General features: G+C 32.7%; 15 protein-coding genes and 1 tRNA gene. 12 read left to right on the top strand and 4 right to left on the bottom strand.

Annotated elements, in window-relative coordinates; translation table 11 throughout:
* Nucleotides 1-187 precede the first annotated feature (187 nt).
* Nucleotides 188-592, top strand: a complete 405-nt coding sequence (locus V6624_RS23680; RefSeq protein ID WP_111289216.1) for an acyl-CoA thioesterase — start codon at nucleotides 188-190, stop codon at nucleotides 590-592.
* Between the two features lie 31 nt (nucleotides 593-623).
* Here V6624_RS23680 and V6624_RS23675 read toward each other — a convergent pair whose 3' ends face one another.
* The 3 genes from V6624_RS23675 to ribD all read right to left on the bottom strand — a co-directional run bounded on the left by V6624_RS23675 (nucleotide 624) and on the right by ribD (nucleotide 3027).
* On the bottom strand, nucleotides 624-1256 hold the full coding sequence (locus V6624_RS23675) for an IMPACT family protein (RefSeq protein WP_111289280.1): 633 nt from the start codon (nucleotides 1254-1256) through the stop codon (nucleotides 624-626).
* A gap of 129 nt (nucleotides 1257-1385) precedes the next feature.
* Complete coding sequence (locus V6624_RS23670; protein ID WP_111289214.1) at nucleotides 1386-1988, bottom strand: HAD family hydrolase; 603 nt, start codon at nucleotides 1986-1988, stop codon at nucleotides 1386-1388.
* A complete protein-coding gene (gene ribD / locus V6624_RS23665; protein ID WP_111289212.1) occupies nucleotides 1981-3027 on the bottom strand; it encodes a bifunctional diaminohydroxyphosphoribosylaminopyrimidine deaminase/5-amino-6-(5-phosphoribosylamino)uracil reductase RibD in 1047 nt (348 codons plus the stop codon). The genes V6624_RS23670 and ribD overlap by 8 nt, the downstream gene beginning before the upstream one ends.
* 131 nt (nucleotides 3028-3158) lie before the next feature.
* On the opposite strand from ribD, the gene V6624_RS23660 reads away from it, so the two are divergent.
* Both V6624_RS23660 and prmC read left to right on the top strand, forming a co-directional pair.
* The gene (locus V6624_RS23660) at nucleotides 3159-3644 is read left to right on the top strand and encodes a GNAT family N-acetyltransferase (RefSeq protein WP_111289210.1); all 486 of its coding nucleotides are present in this window, start codon (nucleotides 3159-3161) and stop codon (nucleotides 3642-3644) included.
* Nucleotides 3645-3729: 85 nt separating this feature from the next.
* Entirely contained in the window at nucleotides 3730-4584 is an 855-nt protein-coding gene (gene prmC, locus V6624_RS23655; RefSeq protein ID WP_111289278.1) for a peptide chain release factor N(5)-glutamine methyltransferase, read from the top strand.
* Nucleotides 4585-4640: 56 nt separating this feature from the next.
* Here prmC and V6624_RS23650 read toward each other — a convergent pair whose 3' ends face one another.
* On the bottom strand, nucleotides 4641-5885 hold the full coding sequence (locus tag V6624_RS23650; RefSeq protein WP_162614996.1) for an ABC transporter permease: 1245 nt from the start codon (nucleotides 5883-5885) through the stop codon (nucleotides 4641-4643).
* A 236-nt stretch (nucleotides 5886-6121) separates the two neighbouring features.
* Between V6624_RS23650 and hisS the strand changes: the two genes are divergently transcribed.
* From hisS to V6624_RS23605, 9 genes are all read left to right on the top strand, one after another.
* Nucleotides 6122-7549: a histidine--tRNA ligase gene (hisS, locus tag V6624_RS23645; protein WP_111289206.1), complete on the top strand. Its 1428-nt coding sequence runs from the start codon at nucleotides 6122-6124 to the stop codon at nucleotides 7547-7549.
* Between the two features lie 241 nt (nucleotides 7550-7790).
* A tRNA-Trp gene (locus V6624_RS23640) sits at nucleotides 7791-7861 on the top strand.
* Between the two features lie 461 nt (nucleotides 7862-8322).
* Complete coding sequence (locus V6624_RS23635) at nucleotides 8323-8901, top strand: nucleotide exchange factor GrpE (protein ID WP_338840448.1); 579 nt, start codon at nucleotides 8323-8325, stop codon at nucleotides 8899-8901.
* A 69-nt stretch (nucleotides 8902-8970) separates the two neighbouring features.
* Nucleotides 8971-10080 (top strand): molecular chaperone DnaJ, encoded by a 1110-nt coding sequence (gene dnaJ, locus V6624_RS23630; protein WP_111289203.1) that lies wholly within the window; start codon nucleotides 8971-8973, stop codon nucleotides 10078-10080.
* A 161-nt stretch (nucleotides 10081-10241) separates the two neighbouring features.
* The gene (locus V6624_RS23625) at nucleotides 10242-11171 is read left to right on the top strand and encodes an ABC transporter ATP-binding protein (protein WP_111289201.1); all 930 of its coding nucleotides are present in this window, start codon (nucleotides 10242-10244) and stop codon (nucleotides 11169-11171) included.
* An 82-nt stretch (nucleotides 11172-11253) separates the two neighbouring features.
* A complete protein-coding gene (locus V6624_RS23620; RefSeq protein ID WP_338840447.1) occupies nucleotides 11254-12570 on the top strand; it encodes an ABC transporter permease in 1317 nt (438 codons plus the stop codon).
* Between the two features lie 98 nt (nucleotides 12571-12668).
* On the top strand, nucleotides 12669-13832 hold the full coding sequence (locus V6624_RS23615) for a sigma-54-dependent transcriptional regulator (RefSeq protein ID WP_111289197.1): 1164 nt from the start codon (nucleotides 12669-12671) through the stop codon (nucleotides 13830-13832).
* 147 nt (nucleotides 13833-13979) lie between these two features.
* Nucleotides 13980-14642, top strand: a complete 663-nt coding sequence (locus V6624_RS23610) for a DEAD/DEAH box helicase (RefSeq protein ID WP_111289195.1) — start codon at nucleotides 13980-13982, stop codon at nucleotides 14640-14642.
* Nucleotides 14643-14785: 143 nt separating this feature from the next.
* Nucleotides 14786-15598, top strand: a complete 813-nt coding sequence (locus V6624_RS23605) for an alpha/beta hydrolase (protein ID WP_111289193.1) — start codon at nucleotides 14786-14788, stop codon at nucleotides 15596-15598.
* Nucleotides 15599-15694: the final 96 nt, after the last annotated feature.

The following is a 15694-nucleotide window of genomic DNA, read 5'->3' as shown; positions in this document are numbered from 1 at the left end:
AGATTCAGATAAATTTTTATTATTGTTGTAAAGATTCTCCTAATAAAAGAGGAGCAATTTTATTCCGTATTTCGGGATAACAAATATGTGAACAAATTTCTGTAAAAAAAAATATTTTGGTATCTAATTTTATAAAAAAAAGTTGTAATGCGACTTTTTAAATTCGAATTTTTTTAATATTTTATAAATGAAAAATCATCAGACTCAAGTACGAGTTCGTTACTCAGAAACCGACCAAATGGGAGTCGTTTATCACGGAAATTATGTACCTTATTTTGAAATTGGACGCGTGGAATGGCTTAGAAATAAAGGGGTTTCGTATAAAAGCATGGAAGAAAGCGGTATTGGCCTCCCGATTGTCAACATGAACATAAATTACAAAAAATCGGCGAGATATGATGAACTTTTAACAATTCATACGACTTTTAAAAGTCACTCTTCAGTTAAGATCGAATTTGACTGCGCAATCTACAATGAGGCGAATGAGTTATTAACAACTGCGACGTTTATTTTAGTATTTGTTGCGTTAAAAACGGGTCGTCCAACAGCTCCTCCAGACTATATTTTGGAAATATTTAAATCGCTTGAATAATTGTTAAAATGAGCGAGATTTTGATGTTAATTTATACTAATTTAATATCAATTTCGAACATTAAATCAAAAATGCTGAACACTGTTTCGGCATTTTTTTTTCTCGTTTTTGTCACAATTTTACCAATTGGCAATCCTGAAATTTCATCCATTTCCATTTCTTGAGAAACGATTTCTAATTTCTTTTCTTTGATAACTCGCATTACTTTATTCATGTTTTTGTAATCAAAAGAAATTAAAAATTCGACATCAATTGTCTTTTCAACGATTTCACAAACTTCCAAAGTCTGTTGTGCAGTTGTTCGATATGCAGAAATTAATCCGCCAACGCCTAATTTTACTCCGCCAAAAATACGAACGACTACAACTAAAACGTTAGTTAGCCCAAAAGATTGTATTTGTCCATAAATTGGCGCTCCAGCCGTGTTGCTTGGCTCACCGTCATCGTTGGCGCGATACGAGATTTTATTTCCAACACCAATTTGGTAAGCATAACAATAATGTACCGCGTGAGGATGTTGCTTTTTAAGGTCCTCGATAATAGGTTTTACTTCATCTTCATGATCTATCGGAAATGCATAACCAAAGAATTTACTGCCTTTTTCTTTGAACAGTATTTCTTCAGATGCAGATGCAATAGTTTGATAAGTATCGTTAATTTCCAATTGTAAAGGTTTATATTTTTTTAGCCACAGATTAAAAGAATTAAAAAGGATTTTTCTTTTGCTCACATAATAAATCTGTGAAAATCCTTTAATCTGTGGCTGAATATTTTTTAAAAGAATTAAAATGCTTTATAATAATCCTTTGTCGAATAAATCTACAACATCTTCTTTTCCAACTTGAAGATTCCAAACTTTAATTCCTAAAGCTGAAGCGCTGTCTGTGTTCTCTGTTTTATCATCAACAAATAAAGTGTTTTCAGCAACTAGATTATTTTGATCTAAAACAAATTGATAGATTTTCGGATCAGGCTTTCTCATTCCGATATCAAATGAAAAATAAACTTTTTCAAAACAGTCATAAAAATCTTTGTAGAAAGAAACACCGCTTTTTTCTTCAAATGTATTGATATGGATAGAATCGGTGTTGCTCAATAAAAACAAGCGATATTTTTTTGATAATTCCAGAAGAAACTCTAAACGATAAAAAGGGAAATCTGCTAAAACTGCATTCCAAGCTCTCAAAATATCTTCTTTAGAAGCATTTGGTAATTGTTTTTGAAAACCTCCTATAAAATCTTCTGGTGAAATAGCTCCAACTTCAAAAGAAAGATTTAGTTGGTCAAATTCAGCGTTCCATTCTTTCATTCCAAGTTTTTGCAAACCAGAAATTGTGGCAGGTTTATCTAAATTGATAAAAATATCTCCAAAGTCAAAAATTATCGCATTAATCATGATTTCTAATTTGTATCAGTTCGTCGCTTAATATGTTAGTTTTTGTGCTGTTTTTTCTTGTAATAATTGGAGCTTTTGTTCCATTTAGAAAATTCGTTTTTCCAACAAAAATTCTAGCTTCATCCCAAAGATTTTCATCAATAAAAGATTGGAGCGTTTGTCTTCCGCCTTCAATTATTATAGATTGAATTTGATTTTGATATAAAACATCCAATATCTGAGAAATGATATTTTTGCTAAAATCAATTACTTCAAATTGAGTGTTTTCGTTTGATGGTTTTGAATCTTTAGAAAAAATAAAAGTTTTCACAGAATCATCAAAAATAAAACTGTTTTCATCGATTCTATTATTTTGATCGATAACAACTCGTACGGGATTGTTACCGTTCCAATCTCGAGCATTTAATTTTGGATTATCATCAACAACAGTCTGTGTTCCAACTAAAATAGCCTGTTCTTCAGTTCGCCATTTGTGAACCAATTGTCTTGAATATTGATTCGTAATCCAAATTGGTTTTCTATCTTGATCAATTGCTTTTTCAGGAGCTAAAAATCCGTCTTGACTTTCGGCCCATTTTAAAATGATATAAGGTCTTTTTTTCTGATGAAAAGTAAAAAAACGCTTATTTAGTTCATTGCACTCCTCTTCTAAGACTCCAACTGTAACATTTGCGCCAGCTTCAATTAATTTTAAAATTCCTTTTCCAGCTACTTTTTCATTCGGATCAACCGTTCCGACAACAACATTCGGAATTTCATTTGCAATAATCAAATCGCAACAAGGAGGTGTTTTGCCAAAATGGCTGCAAGGTTCTAAACTCACATAGATAGTTGCTTTTTTCAACAGCGATTTATCTTTTACAGAACGAACAGCATTTACTTCTGCATGCGGCTCGCCAGCTTTTTTATGCCAACCTTCGCCAATAATTTGACCATCGTAAACAATTACGCTTCCGACCATTGGGTTCGGATATGTTGTTCCTAGCCCATTTTGTGCCAATTCGATACAGCGTTTTATGTATTTTTCATGTATATTCACAGTGCAAAAGTAGTTAATTTTAAGATTATCACTAACTCGAAAACATTAAGTTGTGAAACAATCCAGATAGTTATAATACTATCAAAAAAGTATATTTACTTTTGTATTTATAATGATTTAGAATAAAAAAAATGGTAAATTGGCTTATAAGAGCAATTAAAAAAGAAGATAATCAAGCAGTTGCAAGTTTGATAAGATCGGTTTTTGATGAAATGGAAATTCCAAAAGTAGGAACAGCATATGAAGATCCTTACTTGGATTTGATGTTTGAAGAATATGCCAAACCCCAATCGGCATATTTTGTTGTTGAAAGTGACGGAGAAATTGTGGGCTGTGCTGGAATTGCGCCTTTAGAAAATGGAGATCCTAAAATATGTGAATTGCAGAAAATGTATTTTCTGCCAAAAACAAGAGGTTTAGGAATTGGATCAAAAATGATGGACAAATGTTTAGAACAAGCAAGATTTTTTGGTTTTGAAAAATGTTATATCGAAACAATGCCTTTTATGCATGCCGCACAAAAGTTGTACAAAAAATCTGGTTTTGAATATTTGGACGCGCCAATGGGAAATACAGGGCATTGTTCTTGCCCTATATGGATGCTGAAAGTTTTGTAATTTTAATGTAACAAATTTAAAACAGCAAGACTTATTGAAAGATGAATGTCAGTTTTTGGCTGATATAAATGCTCAAAAAATAAAAATGAAAATTAAACAATATCGTACTCAGTTTATTAAAGAATTATCTCCTTTTTACGATGCGTACGAAGCAGAGAGCTTTTTTTATTTGATTCTTGAGGATAAACATAAACTTCGCCAGATTGATTTAGCGTTAAATCATGAATTGGTTTTTGATGAGAATGATTTTGTGATATGGGATGAGTTGTTAAAACAGCTTAAAAAAGAAGTTCCGATTCAATATTTACTTGGGAAAACTAATTTTTATGGTTTGGATTTTGAAGTAAATGAAAATGTTTTGATTCCGAGGCCTGAAACAGAAGAATTGGTCGAATGGATTATTAACGAAAATACAAGTCCTGCTAAAAACAAAAAAATAAGAATTCTAGATATTGGTACGGGAACTGGCTGTATTGCTATTTCTCTGGCAAAGAATCTTCCGAACGCAGAAGTTTTTGGAATTGATGTTTCTAAAAAAGCAATTGAAACCGCAAAAAGAAACGCTTTAAAAAATAATGTCGACGTTACTTTTATGTTTCTGAATATTTTGGAAACAGAAGAATTTACGTGTCAGTTTGATATTATAGTTTCAAATCCGCCGTACGTTCGAAATTTAGAAAAAGTAGAAATCAAAAAGAATGTTTTGGATTACGAACCGCATTTAGCGCTTTTTGTAGAAGATACTGATCCATTGATTTTTTATAGAAAAATTGCTTCTCTATCGAAAAACGGACTTCAGAAAAGTGGGAAATTATATTTTGAAATCAATCAATATCTTGGAAAGGAAATGATCGATTTATTAGAAAATATGAATTTCAAAAATGTTGAACTTCGAAAAGATATTTACGATAACGATCGTATGATAAAAGGGAATATTTAAGTTTTTAGTCTCGGTCTCAGTTTTCAGATATATTAACTGAAAACTGCGACTAAAAATTATTCATAACGCAAAGCTTCAATAGGATCTAATTTTGAGGCTTTAATTGCGGGATATAAACCAGAAACTAGCGCAACACAAAAACTTGTTCCAAAAGCGGCAAAAATAGCCATCCACGGAATCACAAAAACAAAACTCATGGCCGTTGCAATGGCAAAACCAAGGAGGATTCCTAAAAGGATTCCAACCAAACCTCCAATTTGTCCGATCAATAAAGTTTCTATAAAAAACTGAAAAGCAACAGTTGATCTTTTTGCTCCCAAAGCTTTACGAACACCAATTTCGCGAGTACGTTCTGTAACCGAAACAACCATAATATTCATTAAGGCGATTGAAGATCCTAAAATTGTGATGACAGATATAGTCCATGCTGCTATTCCTAGATATTGAGTTATGCTTAGAATTCGGTTAATCAAATCATCGCTTCGGCCAATTCCAAAATTATTATCGCGGACAGGACTTAATTTACGAACTCTTCGCATTGTGCTTGTCGCATTGTCTATGGCTTCGTCTAAAACTTCTTTCTTGGAAACCATTACGCTTATCGTATAATTAATGTTTGGTGCCGTAAATAAGGAACGCGCTACTTGAATTGGAATTAAAACGCGCAAATCCTGGCTGTTTCCAAAAGTTGATCCTTTTTCTTTTAAGACACCAATAACTTTAAATCGAGCGCCTCGAATTGAAATTATTTTATCAATAGGGTTTAGGTCTTTTAATAGGCCCTTTTCGAAATCAGAACCTACGATACAAGAATAAGTATTGTTTTCAATATCGAATTGATTGAATGAACGACCTAAAGTAGTTTCTAAACCAGAATTCGAAATAAAATGTTCGTCAACTCCAAGTACTGTAATTTCTGGATCAGTTTTGGTGTCTAAATATTTTACTTCGGCTTTTGAGGTTGCTGTAAAAGAAAGTGAAGTCTCCGTAAAAGGATATTTATATTTATTTTTAAAAGCAACCGCTTCTGGATAAGAAATAATTGGGTTTATGATTTCGCGTTCGTTTCCGCCACGATTTTTAAGGTTATTTTCGTATTGATTAATATTGAAAGTATTAGCTCCCATCGAAGCAAAATTGGTTGAAACGGTATTTTCAAGTGCTGTAACAACAGTCAAAATTCCAACCAAAGCGGTAATACCGATGGCAATAATTAAAACGGTAAGAATAGTACGCAGCAATTGTGTTTTGATAGAACCAAATGCAATTCGGATATTTTCTTTAAATAATTTTAGCATCATGACCAATTTGTCACGAAAATACGTTTTTTGTTACAAGTTTGTTTTCGAAGTGTTATTATTTATTTTAAAAAGTAAGATATTTGCAGACTTAATAAGGCGAAGGTTGGAAAGTTTTAAAGTCGAAAGTCTAAAGAACTGACAATCTAAAAAATCTAGAAATAAATTAACATCATAAGGTTTTTAGATAAAGATTGAAACAATCTAAAATCTAAAATCAACAATCTAAAATAAAAAAGATGGCTTCAAAACCAAGTATACCAAAAGGGACAAGAGATTTTTCACCAGCAGAGGTGTCAAAACGTCAATATATTATTCAGACTATAAAAGCTAATTTCGAGAAATTTGGTTTTCAGCCAATCGAAACGCCTTCGTTTGAAAATTCAGACACCTTAATGGGGAAATATGGAGAAGAAGGAGATCGTCTGATTTTTAAAATTTTAAATTCTGGAAACTTTTTCTACAATAAAAGTAAAATTGAATTGCCAGAATCAATTGAAGAATTACAATTAAATTCTGCTGAGAAAATTACTTTAGAGCAAAGAATTGAATTAAATAAATTCACAGGAAAAATTTCTGAAAAAGCTTTGCGTTACGATTTGACAGTTCCGTTTGCAAGATATGTGGTACAGCACCAAAGCGAAATTGAATTTCCTTTTAAAAGATATCAAATCCAACCAGTTTGGAGAGCTGATAATCCGCAAAAAGGGCGTTTTAGAGAATTTTTTCAATGCGATGCCGACGTTGTTGGTTCAAAATCTTTATGGCAAGAAGTAGAATTAGTTCAATTATACGATACTGTTTTTACAGCTTTAGGTTTGGAAGGCGTAACGATTAAAATTAATAACAGAAAAATTTTATCTGGAATTGCAGAAGTAATTGGCGCTTCAGATAAATTAATTGATTTTACGGTTGCTCTTGATAAATTGGATAAAATTGGAGAAGACGGCGTTAAAAATGAAATGATCGAAAAAGGAATTGCTGAAGATGCTTTAGTAAAAGTACAGCCACTTTTCAGTTTTTCAGGAACTTTTGCAGACAAAATTGCACAGCTTTCAGAATTATTGTCATCTTCTGAGGAAGGAATGAAAGGTGTTGAAGAGCTTAAATTTATATGTGATAATGTTGCTGAATTAGGACTTTCTACTGCGATTTTAGATTTAGATGTGACTTTAGCTCGCGGTTTAAATTATTATACAGGAGCAATTTTTGAAGTTGCAGCTCCAAAAACAGTTGCTATGGGTTCAATCGGAGGTGGCGGAAGATACGACGATTTGACGGGGATTTTTGGTTTAAAAAATATGAGTGGTGTCGGAATATCTTTTGGATTGGATAGAATTTATCTAGTTTTAGAAGAATTACAATTATTTCCAGAAACAGTTGCGGCGACTTCTAAAGCATTGTTTTTGAATTTTGGAGATAAAGAAGCTTTGTATGCTTCTCAGGCAATTCAGAAATTAAGAAAAGAAAATATAAAAGTAGAATTGTATCCTGACAATGTGAAAGTTGGAAAACAATTTCAATATGCAGACAAACGTTTAATTCCGTTTGCAGTATTGGTTGGAGATCAAGAAATCACGTCAAATTCTTATGCGCTTAAAAATTTAGTGACAGGAGAACAAGTTTCTGTTGATTTCGAAGGGTTGAAGAAGGCTTTACAGGCATAATTAAATTTTTATTTCACGCAGATTCTGCAGATTGGAGCAGATCTAACTTGATTAAAAAAAGTAAATCTGCTTTAATCTTTATAAATCTGCGTGAAATATTAAAAATACTTTGCCAAGCTAACTATCTGGGATAAAAGTTTTTGCTTTAGATTCCGCAGATTTAAAGGGTTTTCTTTTAAAATCTCTGCATAAAATAGTTGCTGGAGAAGAAAAAAAACTCTTAATTTGCCGACCTTAAGTTACGGGCGTAGTTCAAGGGTAGAATAGCGGTCTCCAAAACCGTTGATGGGGGTTCGAATCCCTCCGCCCGTGCAATAAAATATTTTTTATCACAAAGTGCAAAGTTCGCAAAGCTATATTTTACAAATGCTTTGCGAACTTTGTCTTTTCTATAAAAGCTTAAGAATGAAAAAAACTTTGCGTTCTTTGCGTTAATTTTTTTTTCGTTATTAAGGTTTTGTCATTAATTCTAAGATGAAGAGAGCATAAAAAAAAGCTTCGTCTCTATAGGCGAAGCTTTTTTTAATATAAGGTAAATTTGAATTAATAATTATTTTGAGGCCGAAGCCAACCCTTAAATTCAATTTTTGGTGTAATAATTTATGTTTTTACGCTATCAAAGATAAAATAAACTATAACGTAATAGTCTTAAAATTGTATTAAATTTTAATGAGTACATTTCGTTTTTTAAAAGTCTCATAATTAATAAAGTGACAATTTGACATTTTAAAAGATTTGGCAGTACTTTTGCAATCTAACAGAAAGAAATAAAAATGAAGTTTAAGAATATTTTTAAAAATAAAAGTAATATGACTACGGAAAATACAGAATTCGATCAGGAATTAGACGATGTAACGTTAGAGAACAATGCCAACGGAGAGCAGTTAATTGTTGAAGAATTAAGTGTTGAGGAGCAATTAGCTAAAGACTTGGCTCACGAAAAAGATAAGTTTTTGAGATTATTTGCTGAATTTGAAAATTACAAAAAAAGAACTTCAAAAGAGCGTCTTGAATTTTTTAAAACGGCAAACCAAGAAGTTTTATTGGCGATGCTTCCAGTTTTAGATGATTTTGACAGAGCTACAGTAGAAATCAACAAATCTGATGATGAAAATTTGAAAAAAGGTGTTGAGTTGATTCATGAAAAATTGAAAAGCACTTTAGTTTCTAAAGGTTTAGAGCAAGTTGAAATTCAAGCAGGAGATGCTTTCAATGCTGATGTTGCTGAAGCAATTACCCAAATTCCAGCTCCGTCTGATAAATTAAAAGGGAAAATTGTTGATGTTATTGAAAAAGGATACAAATTAGGAGACAAAATCATTCGTTTCCCTAAAGTTGTAGTTGGAAACTAAAAAGCAAATAAAAATTCTGGCTCCAATTTTGGATTTTGGAATTTTAGATTTTGGAATTTAAACCTAATTATGAAAAAAGATTTTTACGAAATACTAGGCATTTCAAAAAATGCTGATGCTGCCGAAATAAAAAAAGCTTACAGAAAAAGTGCGCTTAAATATCACCCTGATAAAAACCCAGGCGACAAAGAGGCAGAAGAAAACTTCAAATTGGCGGCAGAAGCTTACGAAGTTTTAAGTGATCCGCAGAAAAAAGCGAAATACGATCAATACGGTCATCAAGCATTTGATGGTTCTGGTGGATTTGGCGGTGGTCATGGCGGTATGAATATGGATGATATTTTTAGCCAGTTTGGTGATATTTTTGGTGGCGGATTTGGCGGTTTCGGAGGCGGAGGCGGAGGCCCTCGCCGTGCTAAAGGAAGCAATCTTCGAATTAAAGTTAAATTGACTTTAGAAGAAATTGCAAATGGAGTTGAGAAAAAAGTAAAAGTAAAACGTAAAGTTCAGGCAAAAGGCGTAACGTATAAAACTTGTACAACTTGTAACGGTCAAGGACAGGTAATGCGTGTAACCAATACCATTTTAGGAAGAATGCAATCTGCGTCAACTTGTCCTACTTGTGGAGGTTCTGGTCAGATTTTAGACAAAAGACCTTCTGAGGCAGATGCTCAAGGAATGGTTCAAGAAGATGAAACAGTATCAATCAAAATTCCTGCGGGAGTTGTTGACGGAATGCAGTTAAAAGTTGCTAACAAAGGTAACGACGCTCCAGGAAATAGTATTCCAGGAGATTTAATTGTAGCGATTGAAGAAGTTGAGCATGAATTCTTGAAGCGTGAAGGTGAAAATATTCATTTCGATTTATATATCAGTTTCCCTGAAGCAGTTTTGGGAGTTTCAAAAGATATTGAAGCAATCAACGGAAAAGTTCGTATTAAATTAGAAGAAGGAATTCAGTCTGGAAAAATCTTAAGATTAAAAGGAAAAGGAATTCCAAGTTTAAATGGTTACGGAAATGGAGATTTATTAGTTCACGTAAACGTTTGGACTCCAAAAACATTAAATAAAGAACAAAAACAATTCTTTGAAAATGCTTTAAATGATGAACATTTTGTTCCGAGTCCAGAGAAATCAGAGAAATCATTCTTTGAAAAAGTAAAAGATATGTTCTCATAATTTGAACTTTTTTAAAAGGCTATAAAATAATAAAAACCCATTCTAGTATAAATTAGAATGGGTTTTTTGCGTATTATGACACAATTTCGCTTCGAATTATTTACTTTTACAGTCGCTGAACCGTAATAGGCAAAGTGACGCAGTAAATCCTTAAAAATAGCATGAGTAACTTACTTGAAGTACATAAAGTCGTAAAAAAATACGGCGATTATGTAGCACTTAACGAAGTTTCATTAAATGTGCCAAAAGGCAGTATATATGGACTTTTAGGTCCGAATGGAGCCGGAAAAACTTCCCTTATCAGAATCATAAACCAAATTACATTGCCAGATAGTGGCGAAGTAATTTTGGATGGAGAAAGATTGCAACCAAAGCATGTGCAAACTATTGGATACCTTCCTGAAGAAAGAGGTTTGTACAGTTCAATGAAAGTAGGAGAGCAATGTTTGTATCTGGCTCAAATGAAAGGACTTTCTAAAGCTGAAGCCAAAAAACAACTAGACTATTGGTTTGACCGATTGGGAATTCAAGGCTGGTGGAACAAGAAAATTCAGGAACTTTCTAAAGGAATGGCACAGAAAATTCAGTTTGTGGTTTGTGTTTTGCATAAACCAAAATTGCTAATTTTAGATGAGCCTTTTTCAGGATTTGACCCTGTAAATGCTAATGTTATTAAAGATGAAATTCTGGCATTAAAAGAACAAGGCTCTACTATTATTTTTTCGACGCATCGAATGGAAAGTGTAGAAGAGCTTTGCGAAAACATTGCTTTAATTCACAAATCAAATAAATTGATCGAAGGAAAAGTTGCAGATGTGAAACGTCAGTTTAGAACCAATAGTTTTGAAGTTGGAATTTTGACCAATAATGTTGAAGGTTTGATGTATGATATCACTCAAAAGTTCACGGTTTCGCCTGCTAATTTTAAATCGCTAAATGATGATTTAAAATTAAATATTCAGATTGGAAATGCAGCGCCAAATGAATTATTACATGTTTTAACGCAACGTGGACAAGTAACACATTTCGTTGAAAAAATCCCGAGTATAAACGATATTTTTATCCAAACGGTAACGGAAAATAAAGTTTAGATTTCAGATTTTATATTTTAGAGTGAAAACTAAAATCGAAATCGGGAATCTAAAATCAACAATCTAAAATCTAAAATTATAAATGAGCATCATCTCGTTGATTATAAAAAGAGAATTTATTGCCAAAGTCCGCAATAAATCTTTTGTTGTCATGACTTTTTTGAGTCCGCTTTTATTTGTGGCGATTGCTGTTTTTATTGGCTATTTAAGTTCGATGAAAGCAGAAACGAAAAGAATTGCAATTCATGACGAAACTGGACTTTTTGCTTCTGATTTTTTAAAAGAAAATAAAAAAGGGGCCGAATTTAAATATCTGAATTTATCTGAAATTGATGTAAAAGCTTTAAAAGATAGCATTACAAAAGAAAATTTCAACGGATTAATTGTTATTCCGAAAACAAAAAATATAAAAGATTTAGAAAGTAAAATTGAATTTATTTCTAATAATAGTCCGAGCATTTCTTTTATTGAAAACACTCAGGATGTCATTGGAAATAAAATTACAAAATTAAATCTGGAAGAAGCAAAACTGGACACTTTGGCGATTCAAAAAGCACAATCAGATGTGAACATTCATTTGGTTAAAGCTTCTGGAGAAGAAAGTCTGAAAGGTCTAAACGAAATAAAAATTGCGATTGGTGGTGCGTTTGGTTACTTGATTATGATGTTTATTATCATTTACGGAAATATGGTAATGCGAAGCGTAATCGAGGAAAAAACAAATAGAATTATCGAAATCATTATTTCATCTGTAAAACCTTTTCAGTTAATGATTGGTAAAATTGTCGGAACTTCATTAGCAGGAATTTTACAATTTATGATTTGGGCAATAATTGGTTTGGGATTAATGTTTGCTGCTTCGGCATTTTTTGGCGTGAACGTTGGACCAACAGCCAGAATTTCACCAGAATTAATGCAAACTGCTCAACATGAACTTTCTGGATCGGCGCAAATGTATATTGCTGAATTATGGAATTTACCAATTACAAGCATCATAATCGGATTTGTGATTTATTTTATTGGAGGATATTTTTTATATAGCTCATTTTACGCAGCAATTGGAGCCGCAGTTGACAATCAAACCGATTCTCAGCAATTTCTGCTTCCAATTTTAATGCCTCTGATTTTGAGCGTTTATATCGGATTTTTTACAGTAGTAAACGATCCGCACGGAAGTGTTGCGGTTATCTTTTCAATGATTCCGTTAACTTCGCCAATTGTAATGTTAATGCGTATTCCGTTTGGCGTGCCGTGGTGGCAAATCGCAATTTCGGTATCATTATTGTTTGCTACATTTTTCCTTGTTGTATGGTTCGCTGCCAAAATTTACCGCGTAGGTATTTTAATGTACGGCAAAAAACCGACTTGGAAAGAATTGTATAAGTGGCTAAAATATTAACTTGAGATTCTAAGATTCTAAGTTTCTGAGATGCTAAGATTTTAGCTAAAAAAAACTCAGAATCTTAGCATCTTAGTATCTTAGTATCTTTAAAAAGAATGAGTAAAATACTAATTGTCGAAGACGAAGCAGCGATCAGAAGAGTTTTGGTGAAAATATTATCAGAAGAAAATGATTCGTATCAGGTTGATGAAGCTGAAGATGGTGTTGCTGGACTTGAAAAAATAAAAAACAACGACTATGATTTGGTTTTGTGCGATATCAAAATGCCAAAAATGGACGGTGTTGAGGTTTTAGAAGAAGTAAAAAAGATAAAACCAGAAATTCCGATGGTAATGATTTCTGGACATGGAGACATGGAAACAGCAATTCAAACCATGCGTTTAGGAGCTTTTGATTATATTTCAAAACCACCAGATTTGAACCGTTTATTGAATACGGTTCGTAATGCTTTGGACAAAAAACAATTAGTAGTTGAAAATAAAATCCTGAAGAAAAAAGTCAGTAAAAACTATGAAATGATTGGTGACAGTGAGTCGATTAATCATATCAAAGTGATGATTGATAAAGTTGCTCCAACAGAAGCAAGAGTTTTGATTACAGGGCCAAACGGAACAGGAAAAGAACTAGTGGCGCATCAATTACATGAAAAAAGCGAGCGTTCTAGTTTTCCGTTAATCGAAGTAAACTGTGCGGCTATTCCAAGCGAATTGATTGAAAGCGAATTGTTCGGACACGTAAAAGGTGCTTTTACATCGGCAGTGAAAGATCGCGCTGGAAAGTTTGAAGCTGCAGACAAAGGAACTATTTTCTTGGATGAAATTGGAGATATGAGTCTTTCGGCGCAAGCCAAAGTTCTAAGAGCGCTTCAAGAAAGTATGATTACGAGAGTCGGTGCTGATAAAGATATTAAAGTTGATGTTCGTGTAGTTGCGGCGACGAATAAAGATTTAAAAACAGAAATCGCTGAAGGCCGTTTCCGTGAAGATTTATACCATCGTTTGGCTGTTATTTTGATTAAAGTTCCGCCATTGAATGAAAGACGTGATGATATTCCTGCTTTGATTTTGCATTTTACAGAAAAAATAGCTTCAGAACAAGGAAATGCAGCTAAGTCATTTTCGGCGCAAGCCATAAAATTATTACAAGAATACGATTGGACAGGAAATATTCGTGAACTTCGAAATGTAGTCGAAAGATTGATTATTTTGGGAGGAAGCGAAATCTCTGAAAGTGATGTAAAAATGTTCGCAAGCAAATAGGTGCTTCGCGCGGTAGGCTATAAGCAGTAAGCTTTAAGCTATGATAACGAAGTTTTTTGCCTATGGCGTATTGCCTAAAGCTTAAAGCTAGAAAAATAAAATAATTTTTGCTTATAGCGTAAAGCTTAAAGCTTAAAGCTTAAAAAAATGAAACTAAAAAAAATAAACGAGAAATTACAAGACGCCCTAATTGAAAACGGTTTTACAGAAGCAAATGCTTTGCAACTGGAGACTTTTTCGACCATAAAAAGTGGTGCTGACTGTGTAATTATTTCGCCAAAAGGAAGTGGAAAAACAACGACAATTGTTATGAATGTGATTCAGCAATTGGAAGGAAAAACGGAAGAATCGCCACGAGCTTTGATTATTGTTGAAGACAAAGAGAAAATGGTTGCAATGGTCGAGCTTTTTGAGAAATTAGGGAAATATACTAATCTTGAAGTTTATGGCGTGCACGATAAAGGCGATATGGATTATGATAAAAACTACGTTTCTACCGGAATTGACATTTTAATTGGAACACCAACAAAATTAAATGATATGTTTAGTACGGCTGGTTACAATGTAAATCGTCTTAAAATGTTTATTTTGGATGATGCAGATCCGATTTTGAAATTACGTCATGATCCAAAAATTACACGTATTTCTAATAGTATTGCCAAAGTGCAACGAATTATTTTTTCTGAAACTCTGACAGAGCGTATTGAAATTTTGGCAGATAAAATCATGCTTGAGCCGTATTTGTTTGATATGGATGAAGAAGGAGAAGAGCTTGATGAGGATGAAGATGATATTGAAGAAGAAGAATAGTTTTATATAAGTTTATAGTCCCGGTTTTCAGTCGCAGTTACTGAAAAGCGGGATTTTTTCGTGAAAGAGTCCCAGTTTTTGGTCGCAGTTTACAGTTGTATTTCTGAAAAACTGCAACCGAGACTGAAAACTAAATTAAAAATATGGAGATTTTAAAAACAGTTAAATTTTTAGGAATAGTGCTTTTGTGCTTTTTTCTTATCCTATATGTTTTGATTGTTTCTTATGTGTACTTTAATCAAATTGGACTGGTTTTTCATGGTTCAAAACTGCCAAAAGATTTTAAGTTTGATTATAAGCAAAAGTTTGAAGAAGTAAATATTCCTTCTTTTGATGGAACTGTTTTGAACGGATTATTGTTTAAGGCTGAAAACTCAAAAGGTCTTGTTTTTTATCTTCATGGAAATGCTGGAACGCTTGAAACTTGGGGGAAAATTGCAAAAATATATACTTCATTAGGTTACGATATTTTCATTTTAGACTATAGGAGTTTTGGAAAAAGTGAAGGTGAAATTGAGAATGAAGAACAATTAAGTAAAGATATTTCTATTGCATATAAGAAAGTAGCTGAGAAATATTCTCAGAATAAAATTATTATTGCAGGATATTCAATAGGTTCTGGTTTTGCGACTAAATTAGCTTTAGAAAATAATCCGAAAGCTTTGATTCTTCAGGCTCCGTATTACAATTTTCTAGAATTGTCCAGTTCTAGAGTGCCATTTTTTCCTGACTTTATGAAGAAGTTTAGTTTAGAAACAAATCTCTATCTTCCAAAAATTAAAAGTCCAATTTATATTTTTCATGGAACTAAAGATCAGTTAATTCCAATTGATAATTCAATTCGATTGAAGAAGTTATTGAAATCAAATGCCTATTTTTATCCGCTGAAAAATCAAGAACATATTGGAGTAAACGAAAATGAAGATTTTCAAGAACAATTAAAAAAAATATTATAAGTCGCAGTCTTAGTTTTCAGTCTCAGTAACTGAAAAACGAGATTTTATAAGTCAAAGTTTTCTGTCGCAGTTTGCAATCTGAAAACTGTGACTGCG

The organism is Flavobacterium ginsenosidimutans, from assembly GCF_037478105.1.
Taxonomy (GTDB): domain Bacteria; phylum Bacteroidota; class Bacteroidia; order Flavobacteriales; family Flavobacteriaceae; genus Flavobacterium; species Flavobacterium ginsenosidimutans.
Note: the sequence above shows the minus strand (reverse complement) of the source record. Positions and strands in the feature narration are given on the sequence as shown.

Excerpts from the sequence above, each read along its gene's own strand:
- V6624_RS23680 (WP_111289216.1), top strand. The coding sequence starts at position 188 with ATGAAAAATCATCAGACTCAAGTACGAGTTCGTTACTCAGAAACCGAC.
- V6624_RS23670 (WP_111289214.1), bottom strand. The coding sequence starts at position 1,988 with ATGATTAATGCGATAATTTTTGACTTTGGAGATATTTTTATCAATTTA.
- V6624_RS23660 (WP_111289210.1), top strand. The coding sequence starts at position 3,159 with ATGGTAAATTGGCTTATAAGAGCAATTAAAAAAGAAGATAATCAAGCA.
- prmC (WP_111289278.1), top strand. The coding sequence starts at position 3,730 with ATGAAAATTAAACAATATCGTACTCAGTTTATTAAAGAATTATCTCCT.
- V6624_RS23650 (WP_162614996.1), bottom strand. The coding sequence starts at position 5,885 with ATGATGCTAAAATTATTTAAAGAAAATATCCGAATTGCATTTGGTTCT.
- hisS (WP_111289206.1), top strand. The coding sequence starts at position 6,122 with ATGGCTTCAAAACCAAGTATACCAAAAGGGACAAGAGATTTTTCACCA.
- V6624_RS23635 (WP_338840448.1), top strand. The coding sequence starts at position 8,323 with ATGAAGTTTAAGAATATTTTTAAAAATAAAAGTAATATGACTACGGAA.
- dnaJ (WP_111289203.1), top strand. The coding sequence starts at position 8,971 with ATGAAAAAAGATTTTTACGAAATACTAGGCATTTCAAAAAATGCTGAT.
- V6624_RS23625 (WP_111289201.1), top strand. The coding sequence starts at position 10,242 with ATGAGTAACTTACTTGAAGTACATAAAGTCGTAAAAAAATACGGCGAT.
- V6624_RS23620 (WP_338840447.1), top strand. The coding sequence starts at position 11,254 with ATGAGCATCATCTCGTTGATTATAAAAAGAGAATTTATTGCCAAAGTC.
- V6624_RS23615 (WP_111289197.1), top strand. The coding sequence starts at position 12,669 with ATGAGTAAAATACTAATTGTCGAAGACGAAGCAGCGATCAGAAGAGTT.
- V6624_RS23610 (WP_111289195.1), top strand. The coding sequence starts at position 13,980 with ATGAAACTAAAAAAAATAAACGAGAAATTACAAGACGCCCTAATTGAA.
- V6624_RS23605 (WP_111289193.1), top strand. The coding sequence starts at position 14,786 with ATGGAGATTTTAAAAACAGTTAAATTTTTAGGAATAGTGCTTTTGTGC.